Raw genomic sequence first — 22,792 nt, forward strand, 5'->3', positions numbered from 1 at the left:
ATCATGTCGGCAACATCCATACCAGACGGCAGGCGCGCGCTGCGCCGGATCGTCGCCATCGCGGGGCTGGCGCTCACGCTCGGCGCCTGCAACACCACCACCGGTGAGGTCGTCGCGACGATCCCGGACGACTACAAGATCCGCCATCCGATCGCGATCGAGGAAGGCCGGCAGTCGACCGTCGTCTTCATCGGCAGCGGCCGCGGCGGCCTGACCTACCAGCAGCGCGTGGACGTCGCGGGGCTCGCGCGCTCATGGCTGCGCGAAGGCACCGGCGGGATCATGGCGGAGGTGCCGACGGGCACGTCGAATGCGCGCGCCGCGGCCGACGCCTACCGCGAGATCCGCGCCGTGCTGACCGCCGGCGGCGTTCCCTCGCACGCGATCACCCTGCGCAACACCATGCCCGACGATCCGCGGCAGCTCGCCGTCATCCGGCTGAGCTATCCGAAGATCGCCGCCGTCGCCGGTCCCTGCGGGCTGTGGCCCGACGACCTCGGGCCGAACTTCAGCAATCCCGGCTACAGCAGCAACCAGCACTATCAGAATTTCGGCTGCGCCACGCAGCGCAACCTCGCTGCGATGATCGACAACCCGGCCGATCTCGAGCAGCCGCGCTCGGAGATGGCCGCCTACACGCCGCGCCGCTCCGCGCTGTTCGAGAAGTACCGCAAGGGCGAGTCGACGGCGGTGGCGTATCCGGAGTCCGACAAGGCCAAGCTCAGCGATACAGGCAAATGATCAACGCGTCCCGTCAGAGCCAGGATGAGCAGCCCGGCCCCACCGGCCCGGCCCTCGACGATCACATCGCGCCGGTCCCGCGCGTCTCGGTGCAGGCATTCTGCGAAACCGACCAGACCTCGGCCGCGATCCTCGCCGCGAGCCAGGACCGCCGGCTCGGCAAGGCGCACATCACGATCAAGGCGGGCGGCATGCCGCGCGCCATCGAGACCTATCATTCGCAGCCGACGCCGAACGTCATCGTGATCGAGACCAGGCCCGGCGGCGACATTCTCGGCGGCCTCGACGATCTCGCCAGCGTCTGCGATCCCGGCACCCGCGTGGTGCTGATCGGCAGCCCGTCCGACGGCGTCGCCTATCGCGAGCTGGTCCGGCGCGGCGTCAACGACTACGTGCTCGGCCCGGTCGAGACCATCGACGTGATCCGCTCGGTCTGCAGCCTGTTCTCGGCCTCGGAGGCCGTCATCACCGGCCGCATCATCGCCGTGGTCGGCGCCAAGGGCGGCGTCGGCGCCTCCACCGTCGCCCACAACGTCGCCTGGAGCATGGCGCGCGACCTGACGCTGGATTCGGTCGTGATCGATCTCGACATGGCGTTCGGCACCGCAGGGCTGGACTACAACCAGGATCCGCTGCAGGGCATCGCCAACGCCGTGTTCCAGCCGGACCGGCCGGATACGGCGCTGATGGAGCGCCTGCTCGCCAAATGCACCGAAAATCTCAACCTGCTCGCCGCGCCCGCGACGCTCGACCGCGTCTATGATTTCGGCGCCGACGCGTTCGACGCGATCTTCGACACCCTGCGCATGACCCAGCAATGCATCGTGCTCGACGTGCCGCACCAATGGTCGGCCTGGACGCGGCATGCGCTGATCAATGCCGACGACATCCTGGTGGTCGCCGAGCCCGATCTGGCGAACCTGCGCAACGCCAAGAACCTGCTCGGCGTGCTCAAGGCCTCCCGTCCCAACGACCGGCCGCCGCTGTACTGCCTGAACCAGGTCGGCATGCCCAAGCGGCCGGAGATCGACCTGAAGCGCTTCGCCAAGACCGTCGAGGCCGAGCCGGTCGCGGTCATCCCGTTCGACTGCAAACTGTTCGGCACCGCCGCCAACAACGGCCAGATGATCGCGGAGATATCGGGGCTGAGCCGCACGCCAAAACTGTTCCAGGACATCGCGAACCGGCTCACCGGACGGATCGACCACAAGCCGCAGCGCGGCTCGCTGCTGGCGCCGATCGCGAAACTGCTCGGCGCGAAATAGCGCCTGAGATCATGATGCGATTCCAGGGACTCGCATCATGATCTCATCTCTTTGTTTGGGCATGATCTCCGCGTAAATGCCGTTGGCGTTTGTCGCGAGGGAAAACCGGTTTCCACTTTCCGGATCATGCTCTAGTCGTCGGACCGGCTGAGTGCCCGCGCCAGCGCCTTGTCGGGCTCGCCGGCCACCGGACGGTCGCGGCGCGGCGACAGCTCGCGCTGCGCGATCTTGCGGCGCTCCAGGATGCGCTTGACATAGGCGACGCTGGCGCTGGCCTGCTCCGGCGGCAGCCCCGAACGCGCGATGCTCTCGGCCTCGCTCATCCGGCCCTGCAGGCCGACGATGACGGCGAGATTGGTCCGGACCCGCGGGCTGGCATCGGGGTGCGCGCTGGCCTTGCGCAACTGCTCCTCGGCCTTCGGCAGTTCGTTCGAGAGCGCATAGGAGAGACCGAGATTGGACAGCACGGAAGGATCGTCAGGGGCGATCTTCAGCGCCGTCATGTAGTATTGCCGGGCCTCCTCGTTGCGCCCCATCTGGTCGAGCGTGGCGCCCTGCGCCGACAGGATGCGCCAGTCGGGATCCTCGGGCGAATGCGCGCGGCTGAGCACGTCGAACGCCTGCTGGAAATTGCCGTTGTCGGCAAGCGCGCGGCCAAAGGCCGCCAGCAGCGCCTTGTTGCCGGGATTGGCGATCGTCGCCTGCTCGAGCACGGCGACCGCCTGCGAGCGCTGGCCGGTGCCGCGCAGGGCGCTGCCATAGCGCAGCGCCACCTCGGGATCGTTGGGATTGGCGCGGAAGCGCTCGCGGAGCTGGTCGATCTCGGCGCGCGGGTCGGCGGCGGCCGCGCGGCTCTTTTCGGGATTGCCGCCCAGTGCCCCCGTGACCTCGCTGAGATCGGTGGTCTGGCAGGCGCCGAGACCGAGCAGCACGGCCGTGAACGACAGCGCGAACGCGGCCGGCCGGAGCAGAGGGAGAGAGCGAAGGGGCCGCGTACGCATGCAACTGAACTACTTCGGGACCAGATGATCTGCACGCTGGCAGATTAACCCTAAGGTCCCGTTAAGCGGGCGCGGCCGGCCCGCTCAATCGATGAATTCGGCGCCGAACTCGCAGCCGATGCGCCAAGCCAGCCGGCACTTGCGCTGGTGGTCGGGCGCGAAGACGATGGTGAACTGCGGGGGAATCTCGACGAATTCGGCGATCACCTTGACGCCGCCGTCGGAAATATCCGTGACCGTGCAGTCCCGCGGCAGGCTGCCGTTGCCATAGTGAATCTTCGCGATCCTCCTGCACAGCCGACGTTCACTCTTGCGACGGTTCGCCAACATCAACATTTCGACGTCTCACCCACTCAATCGTCCAATCCGGAGACCTCGTTTGTAGCGAGGAAACCTTGGGATCTGGCTAGCGCCAAGCCCGGAAATCCGGCGACCGGATTTGGGTTTCGTTTACCCTCTGCATCCCTCAGCGGACCGGCAGCAGCACACGATCGAAATACGCCGACAGCCTCCCGACGTCGTCGAGCGGCAGGACGTCGGCGACATACTGATCGGGCCGCACGATCACGATGCAGCCCGCGGCGCGATCGATGCCGCGCATCGCAAAGATGTCCTGGCCGCTCTTCAGATCGGCACAGAACATCTTCTCGTAGTCGATAAGACCGTAACGGCCCTTCCGCGGCAGCAGCAGCTCCGGCATTCGTTCGAGCGCGAGTTCGCGATGCCCCTGCTGGAACACCGCGCGCAGATCGATCACGGAGTCGATGTCGGCGCCCACCTGGGTGTGGCGGCGCACGGGCGAGGCCGAATCCTCGCTGAGGAATGTGCACAGGCGGCGGATCGCGGACCCCGGCGCGGCCGGATCCTCCGCGGCCGCGAAAGCGAAGATGCGGAAGCGGCCGTCGGCTTGCACGACATGTCCGAGCTGCGCCGGCTTGGCGTCGCCGAGCCGGATGACCGGCGCCGAGTGAAAGCGCTTGCCGATGACGAAGCCGGTGGCGAGCGGCTGGAAGGTGTCGTCGCCGGTGAGGACGGAGGGCCGATAGTGCGTGGCGGTGCCCGCCGTGTAGCGGCCGTGACGGACGAAATAGTCCTGCGTCTTGGCCGCGTCGGCGCCGCCCTGCTTGGCGGCGGAGGCAAGAATTCCTGACCATTCGCGATCGAAATCGATCAGCTCCTGGGCGATGGCCCGCCGTTCGGCCGAATAGCTGTGCAGGAGCTGCGGCGCGCAACGCCTGCCCAGCACGGCGGCGAGCTTCCAGCCGAGATTGAACGTGTCCTGCATCGACACGTTCATGCCCTGCCCCGCCTTCGGGCTGTGGGTGTGGCAGGCGTCACCGGCGATGAAGACGCGCGGCAGCCGCGTTGCCACCTCGGCCTCCGGCACGTCGTCGAACTTGTCGGTGATGCGCTGGCCGATCTCGTAGACCGACCACCACGCGACCTCCTTCACCTCAAGCGTATACGGCGCGAGAATGCGCTGCGCCTTGGCGATCACCTCGTCGACGGTGATGTTGCGCCCGGCCACGCGCTCGCCGACCTCGAGCTTGGCGAGCTCGACATACAGCCGGACGAGATAGCCGCCCTCGCGCGGGATCACCAGCAGGCTGCCGTCCTTGGCGGACTGGATCAGCGATTTGAAGCGGATGTCGGGAAAATCGGTCACGGCGAGCACGTCCATGACGCCCCAGGCGTGGTTGGCGGAATCCCCGTGCAGTTCGCGGCCGATCGCCTTGCGCACGACGCTGCGCGCGCCATCGCAGCCGACGACGTAGCGCGCGCGCACCGTCTCCACCTGGCCTTCATGCTCCGGGTCTATGCGATCGAAGCTGACGGTCACGCCGTGCGCGTCGACGCCTGCGGCCGGATCGATCCGCAGATCACGCAGTCGCCGCGCGTAGTGCGGCTCGAGCTTCGCGGCCGAACGGCGCATCACGTCCAGGAAGAAATCGTGGACCCGAGCCTGGTTGAGCACGACATGCGGCATCTCCGACAGGCCATCCTCGACGTCCTGCACGCGACCGCTGCGCGCGATATGCTTGCTGTCCTGGTCGCTCGGCTTCCAGAACGTGGTCTCGTTGATCCAGCACGCTTCCCTCAGCACTTTCTCGGCAAAACCATAGGCCTGGAACATCTCCATGGTGCGGCAGGCGATGCCGTCGGCCTGGCCGAGCAGCAGCCGGCCCGGCTTCTGCTCGACGATGCAGGTCCTGATGTCCGGAAAAGCGGAAAGCTGGGCAGCGAGGTTCAACCCGGCGGGGCCACAGCCGACGATGAGGACATCGGCCTCGGGCGGCAGCGGGCCGGTCGCGCCGGCGCTCGCCACACGTTCGGCCGCGTCGAAGATCTCGGGATCGCCCGGCTGGAAGCCGTTGAGATGAAACTGCACGTGACCACCTTCCCTCGCCATTCTTATTGATCAGTATGCTGATCATCAGTATGCTTGTCAAGCTGGTGACAGGAGATTCGAATTGACCGAGATGCGGGACATGCCGGGGCACCTGGCGCGCCGGTTTCAGCAGATCGCCGTGGCGGTGTTCCTGGCGGAGGTGGAAGCGGCCGGCTTCGACCTGACGCCGGTGCAATATGCGGCGCTGGCGGCGATCGCGGCCAACCCGGCCATCGACCAGATCACGCTCGCTGGCCTGATCGCCTATGACCGCACCACGATCACCGGAGTGATCGACCGGCTCGCACAGAAGGGCCTCGTCGTCCGCCGTGCGAGCGCGCGCGACCGCCGGTCACGGGAGCTGTTGATCACCGATGAGGGGAGAAGGACGCTGGAGGCGATCACGCCGGCGGTCGAGGCAGCGCAGCGGCTGATGGTGCGCGGCCTCAGCGAGGCCGAGGCGAAGGAGTTGGTCCGCCTCATGCAGAAGGCGATCGCCGCCGGCAACGATCTCAGCCGCGCGCCGCTGCGGGAGGGGGCGGCGGAGCGGTAAGCCCAAGCAAAACTGCTGGTTGCTTACCCGTCATGCCCCGGACCGGTTCCGGGCATCCGCGTTCTTCCAAGCCCAACGACATCGATGGCCGGATCCAGCCCGGCCATGACGATGTGGAGAGAGCCGCCCCAAGCTGACGTCATAGAGGCGAGCGCCGCTCGTGCCCCCCTGCCCTCACGAATACCGCATCACGCCGTCGTCGACCTTGCCGAAGCGCAGCGAGACGATATCCAGCGCGTAGTTCTGGTACAGCCGCCACGGCCGCTTGGAGCCCTGTTTCGGCAGGTCGGCGACCGCGCGCTGCACATAGCCGGAGCTGAAGCTCAGCGACGGCAGCGGCGTAACGGTGGAATCGTCATTGTGCGGCACGCATTGGCGATAGCCGTGCCGGTCCATGTAGTTCAGGAGACGGCAGACATATTCGCAGGTGAGGTCGCATTTCAGCGTCCACGACGCGTTGGTGTAGCCGAGCGTCGCCGCCAGATTCGGCACGTCGGAATACATCATGCCCTTGTAGTTGAGCGTCTTGGCGAAATCGACGGTGCGGCCATCCACGACGACCTCGATGCCGCCGAGCACCTGCAGCACCAGCCCGGTCGCGGTGACCACGATATCGGCCTCGATTTCGCGGCCGTCGGTGAGGCGCAAGCCGCGCTCGGTGAAGGTCTCGATCCCGGCCGTCACCACCGAGGCGCGCTGCTCGCGAATGGTCTTGAACAGGTCGCCATCCGGCACCAGGCACAACCGCTGGTCCCACGGGTTGTAGCGCGGCGTGAAATGGGTGGCGACGTCGTAATCGGGACCCAGCGCGGCGCGCACCCCGCCCAGGATCAGCTGCTTGACCCGCTGCGGCTTGCGCCGGCTGAGCTGGAAGAAGTACATCCCGAACAGCACGTTGCGCCAGCGGATCAGGTGATAGGCGAGGCCAGCGGGCAGATGCCGGCGCAGCTTGTTGGCGAGCGCGTCCTGCGCCGGGCGCGACACCACATAGGTCGGTGAGCGCTGCAGCATCGTCACATGCGCGGCGGACTTGGCCATCGCCGGCACCAATGTGACCGCGGTCGCGCCGGAGCCGATCACGACGACGCGCTTGCCGGCATAGTCGAGATCCTCCGGCCAGGCCTGCGGATGCACGATGCGGCCCTTGAAATCGGCCATGCCCTTGAAGTCCGGCAGATAGCCCGACTCGTAGCGGTAGTAGCCGGAGCACATGAACAGAAAGCCGCAGGTCATCGACACTGTCTCGACCGTGCCCTGCTCCGTCCGGCGCTCGGCCTCGACGGTCCAGCGTGCGTCCGCGCTCGACCACGACGCGCGCCGGACCCGATGGTTGAACCGGATGTGGCGGTCGATGCCGTTCTCGGTCGCGGTGTCCTGGACGTATTTCAGGATCTGCGGCCCGTCGGCGATCGCCTTCGGATCGGTCCACGGCTTGAACGAATAGCCGAGCGTGTACATGTCGCTGTCGGAGCGGATGCCGGGATAGCGGAACAGGTCCCATGTGCCGCCGATCGCGCCTCGCCCCTCCAGGATCGCGAAGCGCTTGCTCGGGCACTTGTGCTGCAGATGATAGGCGGCGGCGATGCCGGACAGCCCGGCGCCGACGATCAGCACGTCGACATGCTCTGTTGACATGAGGTGTTCCTGGCGTTTCCTGGTGCGGCTTTCTTGCTCTGGCTGCGGACAGTCGCAACCCGGCTCGTCGCTGTCAAATCGCCGGCGCATTCGTCGTCGGTCAACCCTCCTCCGCTATCAGCGGGAAACACCCTCGATACGGATCTGGTGATGAACGCTCCCCACCCGCGCGACGACAGGCCCGGCGACAGCGACAGCCGGGACGGCAGTGGTGCGCCGTCGCAGCGCATCGCCCTGGGCTTTTCGCTGTTCGCAATCGGGCTCGCAGCCTGGTCGCTCTTCCCGAGCTTTCCGGCCGGCCAGCTGATCGCGGTCGTCACCGTCATCCCGCTGGTGGCGCTCATCCTCACCTTGCGCTTTCCCGGGCGGTTCCGCATCGGCCTCGGCTCCGGCTACGGCGCCAATCTCGGCACCGGTTGCATCGTGGCGGCCGGCACGCTTGCCGCGCGCACGCTGTCGGACATCAATCTCGTCGACTGGCTGCCGCTGACAGCCTTCGCGACCGCGGTCGCGATCATTTTCCTCATCGTCGCCGCGCGGTTCGAAACCCAGCTCCGCCGCCGCGGCTGGCGGCTGCTGCTCGCCGCTCTCTTCGTCGCTGCCTATGCGTTCGGGACGCTTGGCCAGTTCAACACCGCGCTCGACCACTCGGCGCCGGCGCTGCTGCGCAGCCGCGTGCTCGCCAAGCATCTCGGCCACAGCCGGCTCGCCACGCATCAGGTGACGCTCGAGCCGTGGGGCCCGTTCGCGCGAGCCACCGATGCCCATGTTGCGCAGGCGCTGTACGAAAGGTTGCAGCCGGGCGACACCGTGTGCCTGCGCCTGGGCGATGGCGCGTTTCGCATGGCGTGGTTCACGGTGGCCGCATGCCGTTGAGACCCGGCGCTGCGGCCGAGACAGGAACGGCCATTTGCGCAGCGCGGCGATGCTGCGTATCGTCGTAGCTTCGTGGCCCGCATGAGCGCAGCGATATGCGGGGCCTCACGCGCCGTCTCGATGAACCCGGACGTCGCTCCGCTCATCCGGGCGATGCGATTGCGAGCCGTTCTGCATGACCGACTTCCTGCCCCGCCCTTTCGCTGTCGATCGTCCCGACGTGCTGGAGCTCGACATCACCGCGCTCGACGCGCGCCCCGGCGCGGTGCTGGTGGCGCGCTCGCCGTTCTATCCCGGCGGCGGCGGCCAGTTGCCGGACCGCGGCACGATCGCGTGGAACGGGATCGTCCGCGTCGTCACCGGGTTCGAGCCGACCGCCGACGGCATCTGGCACCTGATCGGTGATGACGCCATCCCCGACGGGGCGATCGAGCTGCGCGTCGATCCGGCGTTCCGGCAGCGCATGAGCGAGCAGCACACGGTGGCGCATCTCGTCAACAGCGCCGTCTACACCCTGTTCGACGGCGCGCTGCTGACCGGCGTCCGCATGACCGAGACCGACGAGTTCAGCGTCGATTTCGATCTGCCCAAGGTGGCGCCGGGGCAACTGCGCGCGGTGGAGGATGCGGTGAATGCCGCGATTTCGGACGATCGTCCGGTGCGTGCCTTCGACATGCCCTATGACGACGCGCAGGCGACCGCGGGCCTGTTTCGCGCCAAATCGGTCGCCCCGCCGCGCCAGGCCGACGGCCTGATCCGCATCGTCGACATCGACGGCCTCGACCGCCAGGCCTGCGGCGGCACGCACCTGGTCTCGACGGCGCAGGCGCGGCGGATCCGCATTCTCAAGGTCGACAACAAGGGCCGGCAGAACCGGCGGTTGAGGATCGGATTCGTCACGGCTTGAGAATCGCGCGGCTCGCGATGAAACGGCCGGCGTCGCAATGCACATTGTCAAACGCGTATATCATCGCTCGACGTCCGATACGATTGTAACGCAGGCGCGTCCGTGATCCCATGGAAGCTCACGTCTTCCTTGCGTTCCGCAACGTCTCCGAGGGCAACTCACCCATCATCTGACGGTACTCGCTGGCAAAGCGGCCCAGATTGCCAAAGCCGCATTTGAAGGCGACCGACACGACGCTTGTGTTGGCATCGGGCCGTCGCAGAAGTTCGGATGCCCGCTGAAGTCGGACGCGCTTGGCAAACTGGCCGGGTGATCCGCGTCCCGACTCCGAGAACTCGCGGAAAATCGACCGGACGCTGACCCCCGCGATCGCGGCAATCTTCTCGAGGTCCAGAGGCTCGTCCCAATGTGCCTCGATATAGGACTCGACGGTATCGACAACCATACGGTTGACTCGCTGGGGCGCATTCAGCAGGCGGCTGCTAAAGCTGTGCCGATTTGCAAGCAGGAGCCGGATCATCAAGCTCCGCTCGAGCTCTGCGATGGCTATCGGCGAGTAGTCCGCTCCGAACATCTGCAACTCACCGGCAAGCCTGAAAACGTCCTGGCGGACGAGAGCCATGACAGCAGGATCGGTTGGGCCTTCGTCAAAGGTCAGATTCGTATCTCTGTCATCGCCGAGCATGGCTCTCAACAGCTGGTGCAAAGGCGCGCTTTCGACCCTGACCACCAGTTGGCAGTAGCCGGCAGGAAATTCGAGATCCAGTCTTGAATCCCCGGATATCAGGGGACTCCAGGCGACGATCGCCTGGTGGCCTCGCGCAGTCCTGTATCCGGCAGTGCCCTGGATCGAGAAGAACTGTCTGTAGATCGTCGATTCCGGAAACGACACCGACGCCGCGCCCGCATATGAGCAGAACGCCAGCCCCGCGGTGCTGAGCCGCGCAAGATTGGCCTCGATGCCGAAGCTGGAGTCGGAGCTGTCGAAACGATCGACGGCGTAGATGCTGAACAAGCGATCGCGCGCGAACTCGCGATCACGCGAGCGAAACAGCGGATATCGATCGAGATATGAGATTTGACCCAAACAGCTCCTCCGCCCGATCGGCATCACCACCTGGTCAACCCTCGTGCAATCGTCAGGCGCGTGAGCACAAGGCCGTGCGTTAGGACACGTGGCAAGCACGAATTTCGTTCAGTTCCACAGTTCGGACAACGTCCCGGCGCGAGGGGGCGTACGATTTTCGCGGTGATAACCGAACACCCCGTATTGTTACGGACAGAATGCTGCCTCGCGGGGCTGGCCGTGGTCTGCGCCGGGTCGTCCAATGGCTCGCTCGGAACAACGGCGTACCAAGCGGCCAAATGCGATGGGTATCGGGGTCATCGGAGCGGCAGCATACGGCCGATCTGTCGGGGATCGGACAAATACTTGGATAATTCGATTCAACTACGATCCGCTCACTCTGGACCAGAGTCGGGCCTCGCGGCGGCGTTTGGCCCCAGCGAACCAAGGTCCTGGAAATCGACAGACGTGCATGTGCCGAAACCCCGGCAGAGCAGACCTAGAGAGGAAAGAGAATGTTCGGCCGCAGACACGCCAAGGGTGACGCACAGGCCATGCTCGACGCGATCAGCCGCTCGCAGGCCGTGATCGAGTTCAACATGGACGGCACGATCATCACGGCAAACAAGAACTTCCTCGATACGTTCGGATACCGGCTGGATGAGATCCAGGGCAAGCATCACAGCATGTTCGTGGCGCCGGCCGAGCGGGACAGCGCGGCCTATCGCGAATTCTGGGCGGCTCTCAACCGCGGCGAATTCCAGGCCGCAGAATTCAAGCGGATCACCAAAGGCGGCGGCGAGGTCTGGATCGAGGCGTCCTACAATCCGGTTCTCGACGGCAACCGCCGACCGGTGAAGGTGGTGAAGTTCGCGACCGACATTACCGCGAAAAAGCTGCGCAGCATGGCGGACGGCTCCAAGATCGCTGCCATCGATCGCGCCCAGGCCGTGATCGAGTTCAAGCTGGACGGAACGGTCGTGACGGCGAACCAGAACTTTTGCGACGTTCTGGGTTATCGGCTCGACGAGATCCAGGGCCGGCATCACAGCATGTTCGTCGAGCCGTCACAGCGCGACAGCGCGGCGTATCGCGAGTTCTGGACGGCCCTCAATCGCGGCGAATATCAAGGCGGCGAATACAAGCGCATCGGCAAGGGAGGCAAGGAGGTCTGGATTCTCGCCACCTACAATCCCATGCTCGATACCGCCGGCAAGCCGTTCGGCGTGGTCAAGTTCGCGACCGACGTCACCGCGCAGAAGCTCAGGAACGCGGATCTGGCCGGCCAGATCGATGCGATCGGCAAGTCGCAGGCTGTGATCGAGTTCAACATGGACGGCACGATCATCACCGCGAACGACAATTTCCTGCATGTGCTCGGCTACACCCTGGCCGAGGTCAAAGGCAAACATCATAGCATGTTCGTGGAGCCTTCGGAGCGCGATGGTGCCGCATATCGCGAGTTTTGGGCCGACCTGAACCGGGGGCAGTATCAGGCGGCGGAATACAAACGCATCGGCAAGGGCGGCAAGGAGGTCTACATCCAGGCCTCGTACAATCCGATCCTCGATCTCAACGGCAAGCCGTTCAAGGTCGTGAAGTATGCGACCGACGTCACCAGGCAGGTGCTGGTGCGCATAGGCAACGAGCGCGTCCGTGCGATGATGGAATCCGTCGCAGCAGGCTCCGAGGAGTTGAACGCGTCTGTGCGGGAGATTTCCGAAGCCATGACCAAGTCCCGCGAGACGGCGATGGGCGCCGTCGGTCAGGTAGCATCCGCCGACGGCCAGGCGCAGCGGCTGTCCGAAGCCACGCAGGCGATGAGCGGCATCGTCGAGATGATCAACAACATCACCGGGCAGATCAACCTGCTCGCGCTCAACGCCACCATCGAATCCGCCCGCGCCGGCGAAGCCGGGCGTGGCTTTGCGGTCGTCGCCGCCGAGGTCAAGAACCTCGCCAACCAGGCCAAGCAGGCCACCGACAAGATCGCCCAGGAAATCGAGAACCTCAACGGCATCTCGGGCGACGTCGTGACGGCGCTCAACTCGATCAAGCAGGCGATCAACAGCGTCAGCGAATACGTCACCTCGACGGCGGCGGCGGTAGAAGAGCAGAGCACGGTGACGAACGAGATGTCGTCCAGCATGGCCCGCGCCGCAGCCGAAGCTCAGGCCTTGGCCGCCCGGACCGCGGCTTAGCTGCGCGCGACCAGGGCGGCGGAGCCCGGCGGGCCGCCGCCCCATAAGCGATCGAATGGGGGCGTTCACAAGAAGGCGCTGACGAGAAGACCGTGGCCGACATCATTCATTTTCCTGCTCCCGATTCCTCGCGATTCGTCGAACAGCACGCCGTGGCGGCTTGTCGGGCACTCCTGCGTCCCCACACCGAACGCCTCCAGCAAGAGTTGCAGCAGTGGCGCAACGCCTTGGATGAGTTGGATCAGCACATCGGCGCGGACCCGTCATTCGCCGCGCTACTGTCTGAGAGCGCAAAGGTGCGCGAGCTCATCTCCGCTGCCGAAAGCGCGCTGGACGCAATCTTCTGAGACCAGGCGGTGATCGCCGCGGCACGGCTGACGGTTGCGCGGCGACGCGCACCGCCAGGATTGCCGCCAACAAGCCAGCGGGACGACAGCAGTCCCGGTCGCCTCCGCAAGGTCACGGCCGATGCACGATCACGTCGAATCCTTCCTCCGGGGTCGGCGCCACGAAGTAGGAAGTGAACAGGTCGAACTCCTCGTCGGTCACGGTGAAGGCGTGGCGGCCTTCTGCGTTGCGCGCGCGCAGCCGCGCCTTGCAGACCTCGTCGGGCACGTCGAGATGGTGCAACTGGTGCGGCACGCCGGCGGCTTCGAACAGACCGCGCATCCAAGCGCGGCTCGCCGGCGTGTTGGCGGGGAAGTCGAGCACGACCGAAACGCCGGCCCGCAACAGCGCGACGACGTGCGGCCCCATCACGCTGCGCAGCCGTGACGAATTGCGCACGTAGTCCGCCAGGCTGCTCTGCTCGCCAGGATAGAGCCGCGACAGCCAGTCGTCCTCGGCGACCACGACGGTGGCCGGGCGATGGCCGAGCTCCGCGGTGAGCGTCGATTTGCCGGCAGCGATCTTGCCGCACACGAGGTGCAGCGTCGGTTGGTTGGGAGACACGGATACAGACCTCGCATACGGCGCCGCTTCGGGCGCCAAGAGCATTCACAGGCAATTCTCGCAGGCGGAAGCGCCCGGCCCGACGGATCAGGCCGGGTCGGTAATTCGGCTGCTGACGGCAGCGCCTGCGATGCGAATGCGGAAGGTCATGAGGATATATTTGACAGATGTCGCTGACGGCGTCCAGGCCCGGCCGTCATCCGTCGCGAGACCGCACCGCGATTGAGTTCGACTCGCAAGAATGGCCCGCGCGCATTTCAGTCGGGCCGGCCGCTCGCGAATGAGTTGAACTCACTTCACTGTGGCCGAATTGATCCACTGCGACGGGAGTCGAGCCGGCCGCGTGTCGTCCATTGCCAACCGGATGTCCGCTCCTGTAGGTAGTTGCGAGGGACGGGGGCGTCAGTCGGTGGCTCGTCAAGGGCGTCAACTACAAGGCATCGCATCAGGACGACGTGAGGCGCGCATGCGCTCAGCACGGCGGCGCGCAGCGCTGTCGCGGCTCGGCGGCGCTCTCGTCTGGTTTGCGGCATGGGCCCTGATCTTCCAGTCCGCGCTGGCGCTCTCCGCGATGAGCGCTGCGGTTGCTGCTCCCGATGCCGTCGCCATCATCTGTCAGAGCTCCGTCGACGGTCCGACGTCGGACGACATCGGCACTGCGGCCAAGCAATGCGCGAGTTGTCCGTTCTGTGCGCTCGGGCGCGGCGTCACTGTCCCGCACGTCCCCGCCGTGGCGCGGCCGATGCCGGTGGTCGTGGCGATCCTGATCGAGCGGACAGACCTCGTTGCGGCGCCTCGGCCTGCGCTCGAACTGCCGGTCGCTCGCGGACCACCGGCGGCCCTCTAGGCCGATACTCCAGACATCTCATCCCGTCACGATGCGGCCGGTCTCGTCCGCGCGCGCTGTGGGCTGCCGTCCGGCGGTCGCCGCAGCCGTGCCCGGAGCCGCCTCGTCGCGACATGTTCACGAGGCCACGGCGCGCTCGCAGCCGGGCGCCTCTCCCATTCCTATTCCGAGATCCCCTCATGGACCATTGTTCGACACCCGTCCGGCGGCGGTTGCTCCGCTCAACCACCGTGCTCACATCGCCGGCGCTGCTGGCATTCGCCCTTTCGAGTCCCGTGCTCGCGCAGGGCCCATCGCAGGCTCGCTCCGCCGCCACGCTGCCGCAGGTGACGGTCGCTGTCCCGAAGCCCCGGCCGGCCGCCCGAACGGCAGCCCGCCGCAGGGGCGCACATGCGGCGACCAATCCGGCCAGCGCGCCACCGCCGCAGGCGGCCTCATCCGACGGCGTCGGCGCGCCTCCCGGCGCCACTTCGGTTGCACCGGATGACATCCTGGCGAAGCGGGCCACCACGAACGACACGGCTGCGCTGTTTGCCGATGTCCCCGGAGTCAGCCTCTATTCGGCCGGAGGGGTCTCCAGCCTGCCGGCGATCCATGGCCTCGCCGACGACCGCCTGCGCATCAAGGTCGACGGCATGGACACCATCGCCTCGTGTCCCAATCACATGAACCCGGCGCTGTCCTATATCGATCCGGCCCAGGTCGCCGCGGCCAAGGTCTGGGCGGGCATCACGCCCGTGAGCGTCGGCGGCGACTCGATCGGCGGCACCGTCGCCGTCAGCTCGCCGGCGGCCCTGTTCGCGGCGCCGGGGCAGAGCCTGCTGACCAAAGGCAGCATCGGCACGTTCTACCGCAGCAACGGCAACGTGCGCGGCGTCAACCTGTCGGCCACCATGGCCACCGAGAACTACAGCGTCAGCTACAGCGGCGCTGCGGTCAAGGCCGACAACTATACGGCCGGCGGCAACTTCAAGAACTTCACCCTGAGGAGTGCGATCACGCCGGTGCTTCCCCTCGATCAGGTCGGCTCGTCCGCCTACGAGACCAGGAATCATCTGATGGGCATCGCCTGGAACAAGGACGGCCAGCTCATCGAGCTGAAGGCGGGAGTGCAGGAGGTCCCCTATCAGCTCTACCCGAACCAGCGCATGGACATGCTGGGCAACGATGCCTACAGCTTCAACCTGCACCATCTCGGCCGGTTCGACTGGGGCGATCTGGACACCCGCCTCTACCACCAGTCCGTCGATCACTACATGGACTTCGGCGGTGATCGGCTGTTCTCGTATGGCACACTCAGCCCGCCGAACACGACGGGTCCGCGCTATCCGGTCAACGGCATGCCGATGTATACGCGCACCAAGACCAACGGCCTGACCTCCAAGGCCGACATCACGCCGTCGCCCCGCGACGTGGTCCGCGTCGGCGTCGACCTGCAGACCTACCGTCTCGACGACTGGTGGCCGCCGGCCCCCGATTGCGGCGTCGGCAACTGCATCGGCGGCATGGCGCCGCTGACGTTCTGGAACATCAACGGCGGCAAGCGCGACCGAGCCGGCGTGTTCAGCGAGTGGGAGGCGAAGTGGAGCCCGTCCTGGCTGTCGCTGCTGGGCGTGCGGTTCGAACGCGTCGAGACCGACACCGGACCGGTCGTCGGCTACAACACCAGCACCACGCCGCTGACATCGGGATTCATGTCCGGCATGTACGAGACGAGCTCGGTCGGCTCCCGCGCGGCGTTCAACGCCATGGATCGCTCGCGAAAGGACAACAATGTCGACCTGACGGCGCTGTTTCGAAACACGCCGAGCGCCCATCTCACCTTCGAGTTCGGCGCGATGCAGAAGACCCGGTCGCCGAATCTCTACGAGCGTTATTCCTGGTCGCGCAACACCATGGCGCTGGAGATGAACAACTTCGTCGGCGACGGCAACGGCTATCTCGGAAACCCCAATCTGAGACCCGAGGTCGCCCATACCGTGAGCTTCACCGGCGCCTGGCACAGCGCCGACCATGAGGCCGAGATCCGGCTCACCCCCTACTACACCCATGTGCGCGACTACATCGATGCGGTGCAGTGGAAGGCCGCCACCAACACCGCCGCCGTGCCTGCCGTCGCCAACCAGTTCGTAATCATGAAATACATGAACCAGCAGGCGCGGCTGTACGGGTTCGATCTGTCCGGCAAAGTGCCGCTGGGCACGACGTCGATCGGCGAGTTCGGCCTGAAGGGAGTCCTGAGCTACACCAACGGCAGGAACCTCGACACCGGGAGCGGCCTCTACAACATCATGCCGATCAACGGCAAGCTGACGCTCACGCACCGGCTCGACGGCTGGGACAGCGGCCTCGAGCTGGTGATGGTGGGCCGCAAGTCCGACGTCTCCGTCGCCCGCAACGAGCTCAAGACCCCGGGCTACAGCCTGGTGAACCTGCGCAGCAACTACACCTGGCAGAGGCTGCGCATCAGCTTCGGCGTCGAGAACCTGTTCAACAAGCTCTACTACCTGCCGCTCGGCGGCGCCTATATCGGCGAGGGCGCATCGATGTCGTTCAACAAGGAGGCCGGCACCGTCGCTGCCACCGGCGGCGGCGTATCGGGCACCGCGACGATGTGGGGCACCGCCGTTCCCGGCCCCGGACGTTCGTTCTATCTGGGTGCGAACCTGGAATTCTGACGCCGGCGTCGCGACGAGCGGCACGAGCGAGACGTAACGTCGCGCATCACGCCGTCTGCGTTTCTCGGCCGAAATCGCGGATCTCACGAACTTGGAAAAGCTCTAAGAGCGATTCCAGCCGCCGCTCCGTTGACACATCGGGGCGGTTGCCGTCTCCACTGATCCCACGATGCATCGTATTTGAATTTGCTCATTGGAGGGATTGATGAGACTGACCATCGCGGCCGTGCTCGGTGCCGCACTCGCCGGCTTCGCCATCTCGCCGGCTCTGGCCGACGGCTACAAGGACTGCACCAAGCTCGACAAGGCCCAGTGGAAGCCGGCCGCCGAGGCGGAAGCCAAGGCCAAGGAAGCGGGCTACGAGGTGCGCCGCTCGAAGATCGAAGGCTCCTGCTACGAGGTCTACGGCGTCAAGGGCGGCAAGCTCCATGAGCTGTTCTACAGCCCGGAGGATCTCAGCCTGAAGCACACGATCGCCAAGTAGTTGGCGCAAGCGTCGCCCAGCGTGCTGGACGACGTGACGTGAGAGCCATGCACGGCACAGCCTCCCGAGCCAGCCTGAAACGCCAGGACGCCGCCGAGACCGTGCAGGTCTGGGACCTGCCGCTGCGGCTGTGGCACTGGATGCTGGCCGTGCTGGTGCTCATCGCCTGGGTGACGCCGAACGTCCATGACGGCCTGCACCGGATCGCGGGCTACGCGATCCTCGGCTTGCTCGCCTTTCGCCTGATCTGGGGCATCATGGGTACGCGCCATTCGCGCTTCCGCAGTCTCAAGCCCCGGCTGCGCGCGACGCCGGCCTACCTGTGGAATCTGCGGCGCGGCAAGACCGGGCGCTATCTCGGGCTGAATCCCGCGGGCACGGCGATGCAACTCGCACTGCTGCTTCTGCTCATCGTCTCCGCGATGACCGGCGCGATGCAGGTGACCGTGCGCTTCTTCGGCATCTGGTGGGTCGAGGACACCCATGAGGTGACGTCATATCTCCTGATCCCGCTGGTGGTGCTGCATGTCGCCGGCGTCGTGCTGGTGAGCCGCCTGCAGCGCGAGAATCTCGCCCGCGCCATGCTGACGGGGCGCAAGCTGCTGCGGCGCGGCTCGCGCTGACCGGGCGGCTCAGCCGCGCACGGCGTAGGGCCTCTGTGCCAGACGGTCGGCCCCCACACGGCGAGATCGCACTGCGCATCGGCCAGCGCCTTGCGTTCGCGCTTTTCCTCGGGCAGCGACCAGATCGAATCCTCGGGCGCGTAGTCCCGGATCAACCTCGTGCCACCGACGATGATCTCGATGGTGCTCATGTAGCCAGCTCCACGAACGAGTTCCAAGAGAGTACGCGGCGCGGCTGGCGTTGGCAACCGAGCGTCGGCCGAAGGCCCTGCGGTCTCCGCCACCTGTCATCGCTGAACGATCGTTCGCTGCGAGTCGCGCCACACACGGAACTCACGATCGTTGCACGCAGGCCACAGTTCTCGCAAAAGCTGCGCGGGCGCGGAGATGCGTTATTGCGCCGGGCCGTCTTGCGCCGAACAATCGCAGGTATCGGATGCCTGACCGCCCCTCACCAGCAGGGGCTCGGATTTTGGGGAGGCCGGATGATGAGCTCGCAGCAGCTTTTGGCGCGTGCGTTGTGTCGGTCCGTTGTCCTGGTAGCTTGTGCAGCGGCATGGCCCGCGGCCGCCGCCGAGATCGAGGCAGCGACGCCGCCCGTCGCCGCGGAGCCGATCGCGACGTCGCCGCAGCCGACCGCAGCCGAGACTGCGCTGACGACCGCGTCGATCACTCCATCGGCTGTCCTGCCGGCGGACGAACAGGCCGCGCCCGGCGCGGCGACCGAACCGCCCCGGCCCACCGTCGCGAGCGCCGACCGCATCGAGATCCTCGACGAGTGCCCCGACATCGATGCCTGCATCGACCGCTATCTGTGGGCGCTGTACGAGCGCGCACCGAAGCTCGACAAGATCCGCGAGACCGAGCGCCGCGTCGTCACGGTCAAGCGCAAGGGACGCATGGTGAAGGTGACGCGCAGCTTCACCAAGCTCGTCGACAACGACTTCACCTGGAAGGATCCGAAGGCGGCCGAGCGCATCGGCCGCAGCATGATGGAGTATGTGATCGGCGGCATGGACCGCGGCTTCAAGCTGAAGCTGTTTCACACTTTGCATGCCGCCGAGGCCGCAGGGCTCGCGCCCGGCATCACCAGCGGCTTCCGCGACGACTACCGGCAGGAGATCGCGAGCGGCCTGAAGGCCGCCAGCAACCGCTCCTATCACGGCGGCAGCCTGCGCGGCGGCTACGGCCACGGACTCGCGGCCGACATCGTCAGCGTCAACGGCGCGACGCGCGCACAGCGCTGGGTGGCGACCGAGGCGCTGTGGAAATGGGTCGATGCCAACGGCAAGACGTTCGGCATCGGCCGGCCCTATCTCGATCACGACCCGCCGCATGTCGGCCCGGTCGACGGCGAGGAATATGCCAAGCATCGCGCGCCGGCCGTGAAGGTGGCAGCGGCGGAGACGAAGAAGCACAAGCGGATCGCGGCACGGCCTGAGCATCATGCGGCGAAGCGTACGAAGGCGATCCGCGCGTCGGCGCTGGCCTCGCGGCGAACGAGCTGATTGTCACGTTCACCGCAGGTCGCGGCGTTCCGCTGATTTCATAGAGCGCGCCGCGATCTCCGTCATTGCGAGGAGCAAAGCGACGAAGCAATCCAGAGTCCCGTCCACGACTCTGGATTGCTTCGCGGAGCTTGTCATCGGGCCGCGCACCTGCGGGGACAAGGTGGCTCGCAATGCCGATCGGAGGCAGGCGCAGATTCAACTCACAACTACGCCGAAGCAAGCAAAAGGCCGGGGCAATGCCCCGGCCTTCGCCATGTCAGCCGCGCGGTGCGCCGGATATCAGTAGCGGTAGTGGTCCGACTTGAACGGGCCTTCCGGCTTGACGCCGATGTAGGAGGCCTGGTCGGGGCGCAGCTTGGTGAGATTCACGCCGATCTTGGCGAGATGCAGCATCGCCACCTTCTCGTCCAGCGACTTCGGCAGCACGTAGACTTCCTTCTTGTACTTGCCGTCCTTGTTGTTGGCGTAGAGCTCGATCTGGGCCAAGGTCTGGTTGGTGAAGGACGCCGACATCACGAAGGACGGGTGGCCCATCGCATTGCCGAGGTTCACGAGGCGGCCTTCGGACAGCAGGATCATGCGCTTGCCGTCAGGGAAGGTGATCTCGTCGACCTGCGGCTTGATGTTGGTCCACTTCAGGTTCTTCAGCGAGGCGACCTGGATCTCGTTGTCGAAGTGGCCGATGTTGCAGACGATGGCGCGATCCTTCATCGCGCGCATGTGCTCGATGGTGATGATGTCCTTGTTGCCGGTGGCGGTCACGAAGATGTCGGCGCGCGGCGCGGCGTCCTCCATCGTCACCACCTCATAGCCCTCCATTGCCGCCTGCAGCGCGCAGATCGGGTCGATCTCGGACACCATGACGCGGCAGCCGGCCTGGCGCAGCGAGGCGGCCGAGCCCTTGCCGACGTCGCCGAAGCCGGCGACCATCGCGACCTTGCCCGACATCATCACGTCGGTGCCGCGGCGGATGCCGTCGACCAGCGACTCACGACAGCCATAGAGGTTGTCGAACTTCGACTTGGTGACGCTGTCGTTGACGTTGATCGCGGGCCACAGCAGCGTGCCGGCCTTCTGCATGTCGTACAGGCGGTGCACGCCCGTGGTGGTCTCTTCCGAGACGCCCTTGATCGACTTGGCGATTTCGGCGAAGTAGCCCTTCGGCTTCTCCTTGAGCTGCTTCTTCAGCAGCGCGAAGAACACCTCCTCTTCCTCGGACGCCGGCTTGTCGAGGAACGCGGTGTCGCCGTTCTCCGCGCGCAGGCCGAGATGGACATACATGGTGGCGTCGCCGCCGTCATCGAGGATCATGTTGGGATGGCCGCCGCCGTGCCAGTCGAACAGTTTTGCGGTGTAGTCCCAATAGTCGACCAGCGTCTCGCCCTTGACGGCGAACACCGGAATGCCGGCGGCGGCGATCGCGGCGGCCGCGTGGTCCTGGGTCGAATAGATGTTGCAGGAGACCCAGCGGATGTCGGCGCCGAGCGCCTTCAGCGTCTCGATCAGCACCGCGGTCTGGATGGTCATGTGCAGCGAGCCCGCGATGCGCGCGCCCTTCAGCGGCTGCTTCGGGCCGTACTCCTCGCGCGTCGCCATCAGGCCGGGCATCTCGGTCTCAGCGAGCGAGATCTCCTTGCGTCCGAACTCGGCGAGCGAAATGTCCTTGACGATGTAGTCGTTGAAACCTGGCTTGGCGGTCATGTGGGGTTCCTGTCTGTAAAAGGCGTCATTCCGGGCGCGCGTCAGCGCGAACCCGGAATCCATCACTTCGAGATTCCGGGTTCAGCGCTGTCGCGCGGCCCCGGAATGACGGCACTAAGAGCTACACCGCACGCTTGAGCGCCTCGACGAGGTCGGTCTTCTCCCAGGAGAAGCCGCCCTCATTGTCCGGCGTACGGCCGAAATGGCCGTAGGACGAGGTGCGCGCATAGATCGGGCGATTGAGGTCGAGGTGGGTGCGAATGCCGCGCGGCGTCAGGTCCATCGCCTGAGCGGCCGCCTTCTCGAGCACCTCCTCCGGCACCTTGCCGGTGCCGTGGGTGTCGATATAGATCGACAGCGGCCGCGCCACGCCGATCGCATAGGCGAGCTGCAATGTGCAGCGATCGGCGAGACCGGCGGCGACGATGTTCTTTGCGACGTAGCGCGCGGCATAGGCGGCGGAGCGGTCGACCTTGGTCGGATCCTTGCCGGAGAACGCGCCGCCGCCATGCGGGGCAGCACCGCCATAGGTATCGACGATGATCTTGCGGCCGGTCAGACCAGCGTCGCCATCGGGACCGCCGATGTAGAACTTGCCGGTCGGGTTGATGTGCCAGATCGTCTTCGGCGTGATCCAGCCTTCCGGCAGCGCCTTGCGCACATAGGGCTCGACGCGCTCGCGGACCTGCGCCGAAGTCATGTCCTCGACCAGATGCTGGTGCGACACCACGATCTCGCGCACGCCGACCGGCTTGCCGTTCTCATACTGCACGGTGACCTGGCTCTTGGAATCCGGACCGAGCACCTTCTCGACACCGGCGTGGCGGGCTTCCGAGATCAGCCGCAGGATCTTGTGGGCATAGAAGATCGGCGCCGGCATCAAATCCGGCGTTTCATTGGTCGCGTAACCGAACATGATGCCCTGGTCGCCGGCGCCCTCTTCCTTGACTTCGCCGGGCTGCAGCGCGTCGACGCCCTGGGCGATGTCGGCCGACTGCGGATGCAGCAGGATCTCGATGTCGCAGGTCTTCCAGTGAAAACCTTCCTGCTCGTAGCCGATGTCCTTGATGGCCTCGCGGACGACGTGCTCGATGTGCTCGTTGGTGACCGAAGCCGGGCCGCGGGTCTCACCGGCGATCACGACCTTGTTGGTGGTGGCGAGCGTCTCGCAGGCGGCGCGGATCTGCCAGGGGTCGATGCCGGCCTTCGGCCCTTCACGGTAGAACAGGTCGACGATCTCGTCGGAAATACGGTCGCAGACCTTGTCCGGGTGGCCTTCGGACACCGACTCCGAGGTGAACAGATATGACGCGCGCATCAAGCAACCCCTTCTTCGCCGCCCACGGCGGTCGTTTGTATTGAT

20 protein-coding genes are annotated in these 22,792 nt (G+C 66.0%); 12 read left to right on the forward strand and 8 right to left on the reverse strand.

The window, feature by feature from the left end:
* Positions 1–3: 3 nt before the first annotated feature.
* Together ACQR0W_RS20695 and ACQR0W_RS20700 are read left to right on the forward strand one after the other, a co-directional pair.
* On the forward strand, positions 4–741 hold the full coding sequence (locus tag ACQR0W_RS20695) for a CpaD family pilus assembly protein (protein WP_315712867.1): 738 nt from the start codon (positions 4–6) through the stop codon (positions 739–741).
* A complete protein-coding gene (locus tag ACQR0W_RS20700; protein WP_315712868.1) occupies positions 738–2,006 on the forward strand; it encodes an AAA family ATPase in 1,269 nt (422 codons plus the stop codon). Before ACQR0W_RS20695 ends, ACQR0W_RS20700 begins: the two co-directional genes overlap by 4 nt.
* A gap of 131 nt (positions 2,007–2,137) precedes the next feature.
* On the opposite strand, the gene ACQR0W_RS20705 is transcribed toward ACQR0W_RS20700, so the two are convergent.
* The 3 genes from ACQR0W_RS20705 to ACQR0W_RS20715 all read right to left on the reverse strand — a co-directional run bounded on the left by ACQR0W_RS20705 (position 2,138) and on the right by ACQR0W_RS20715 (position 5,396).
* Positions 2,138–3,007, reverse strand: a complete 870-nt coding sequence (locus ACQR0W_RS20705; RefSeq protein WP_315712870.1) for a tetratricopeptide repeat protein — start codon at positions 3,005–3,007, stop codon at positions 2,138–2,140.
* 84 nt (positions 3,008–3,091) lie between these two features.
* On the reverse strand, positions 3,092–3,337 hold the full coding sequence (locus ACQR0W_RS20710; protein WP_315712872.1) for a PilZ domain-containing protein: 246 nt from the start codon (positions 3,335–3,337) through the stop codon (positions 3,092–3,094).
* Positions 3,338–3,473: 136 nt separating this feature from the next.
* A complete protein-coding gene (locus ACQR0W_RS20715; protein ID WP_315825095.1) occupies positions 3,474–5,396 on the reverse strand; it encodes an FAD-binding monooxygenase in 1,923 nt (640 codons plus the stop codon).
* 100 nt (positions 5,397–5,496) lie between these two features.
* Between ACQR0W_RS20715 and ACQR0W_RS20720 the strand changes: the two genes are divergently transcribed.
* Positions 5,497–5,949, forward strand: a complete 453-nt coding sequence (locus tag ACQR0W_RS20720; RefSeq protein ID WP_315825457.1) for a MarR family winged helix-turn-helix transcriptional regulator — start codon at positions 5,497–5,499, stop codon at positions 5,947–5,949.
* A gap of 174 nt (positions 5,950–6,123) precedes the next feature.
* Here ACQR0W_RS20720 and ACQR0W_RS20725 read toward each other — a convergent pair whose 3' ends face one another.
* Positions 6,124–7,674 (reverse strand): flavin-containing monooxygenase, encoded by a 1,551-nt coding sequence (locus tag ACQR0W_RS20725; RefSeq protein ID WP_409998680.1) that lies wholly within the window; start codon positions 7,672–7,674, stop codon positions 6,124–6,126.
* Between the two features lie 60 nt (positions 7,675–7,734).
* Between ACQR0W_RS20725 and ACQR0W_RS20730 the strand changes: the two genes are divergently transcribed.
* Positions 7,735–8,460: a hypothetical protein gene (locus tag ACQR0W_RS20730; RefSeq protein ID WP_315753612.1), complete on the forward strand. Its 726-nt coding sequence runs from the start codon at positions 7,735–7,737 to the stop codon at positions 8,458–8,460.
* A 175-nt stretch (positions 8,461–8,635) separates the two neighbouring features.
* Positions 8,636–9,367, forward strand: a complete 732-nt coding sequence (locus tag ACQR0W_RS20735) for an alanyl-tRNA editing protein (RefSeq protein ID WP_316166162.1) — start codon at positions 8,636–8,638, stop codon at positions 9,365–9,367.
* A gap of 118 nt (positions 9,368–9,485) precedes the next feature.
* Here ACQR0W_RS20735 and ACQR0W_RS20740 read toward each other — a convergent pair whose 3' ends face one another.
* Complete coding sequence (locus tag ACQR0W_RS20740) at positions 9,486–10,478, reverse strand: helix-turn-helix transcriptional regulator (RefSeq protein WP_315753626.1); 993 nt, start codon at positions 10,476–10,478, stop codon at positions 9,486–9,488.
* Between the two features lie 470 nt (positions 10,479–10,948).
* Here ACQR0W_RS20740 and ACQR0W_RS20745 point away from each other — a divergent pair, with 470 nt between their 5' ends.
* Both ACQR0W_RS20745 and ACQR0W_RS20750 read left to right on the forward strand, forming a co-directional pair.
* Positions 10,949–12,634 (forward strand): methyl-accepting chemotaxis protein, encoded by a 1,686-nt coding sequence (locus ACQR0W_RS20745; protein ID WP_316169704.1) that lies wholly within the window; start codon positions 10,949–10,951, stop codon positions 12,632–12,634.
* A 92-nt stretch (positions 12,635–12,726) separates the two neighbouring features.
* On the forward strand, positions 12,727–12,981 hold the full coding sequence (locus ACQR0W_RS20750) for a hypothetical protein (RefSeq protein ID WP_316169705.1): 255 nt from the start codon (positions 12,727–12,729) through the stop codon (positions 12,979–12,981).
* A gap of 112 nt (positions 12,982–13,093) precedes the next feature.
* On the opposite strand, the gene ACQR0W_RS20755 is transcribed toward ACQR0W_RS20750, so the two are convergent.
* Entirely contained in the window at positions 13,094–13,585 is a 492-nt protein-coding gene (locus ACQR0W_RS20755; protein WP_316169706.1) for an AAA family ATPase, read from the reverse strand.
* A 466-nt stretch (positions 13,586–14,051) separates the two neighbouring features.
* On the opposite strand from ACQR0W_RS20755, the gene ACQR0W_RS20760 reads away from it, so the two are divergent.
* The 5 genes from ACQR0W_RS20760 (at position 14,052) to ACQR0W_RS20780 (ending at position 19,725) form a co-directional block, all read left to right on the forward strand.
* Positions 14,052–14,432, forward strand: a complete 381-nt coding sequence (locus ACQR0W_RS20760; RefSeq protein WP_315825099.1) for a hypothetical protein — start codon at positions 14,052–14,054, stop codon at positions 14,430–14,432.
* 326 nt (positions 14,433–14,758) lie between these two features.
* A complete protein-coding gene (locus ACQR0W_RS20765) occupies positions 14,759–17,110 on the forward strand; it encodes a TonB-dependent receptor (RefSeq protein WP_434840828.1) in 2,352 nt (783 codons plus the stop codon).
* Between the two features lie 205 nt (positions 17,111–17,315).
* Positions 17,316–17,594 carry a PepSY domain-containing protein gene (locus ACQR0W_RS20770; RefSeq protein ID WP_315825101.1) on the forward strand — a complete coding sequence of 93 codons (279 nt, stop codon included), beginning with the start codon at positions 17,316–17,318 and terminating at the stop codon, positions 17,592–17,594.
* Between the two features lie 47 nt (positions 17,595–17,641).
* On the forward strand, positions 17,642–18,217 hold the full coding sequence (locus ACQR0W_RS20775) for a cytochrome b/b6 domain-containing protein (protein ID WP_316169708.1): 576 nt from the start codon (positions 17,642–17,644) through the stop codon (positions 18,215–18,217).
* 485 nt (positions 18,218–18,702) lie between these two features.
* On the forward strand, positions 18,703–19,725 hold the full coding sequence (locus ACQR0W_RS20780; protein WP_315712887.1) for a hypothetical protein: 1,023 nt from the start codon (positions 18,703–18,705) through the stop codon (positions 19,723–19,725).
* A 282-nt stretch (positions 19,726–20,007) separates the two neighbouring features.
* Here the strand turns inward: ACQR0W_RS20780 and ahcY are convergent, their stop codons facing one another.
* On the reverse strand, positions 20,008–21,429 hold the full coding sequence (ahcY, locus tag ACQR0W_RS20785; protein WP_315712889.1) for an adenosylhomocysteinase: 1,422 nt from the start codon (positions 21,427–21,429) through the stop codon (positions 20,008–20,010).
* Positions 21,430–21,550: 121 nt separating this feature from the next.
* Positions 21,551–22,747: a methionine adenosyltransferase gene (gene metK, locus ACQR0W_RS20790; protein WP_315712890.1), complete on the reverse strand. Its 1,197-nt coding sequence runs from the start codon at positions 22,745–22,747 to the stop codon at positions 21,551–21,553.
* Positions 22,748–22,792: the final 45 nt, after the last annotated feature.

This window comes from Bradyrhizobium sp. HKCCYLRH1034, assembly GCF_051168375.1.
Classification (GTDB): Bacteria; Pseudomonadota; Alphaproteobacteria; order Rhizobiales; family Xanthobacteraceae; genus Bradyrhizobium.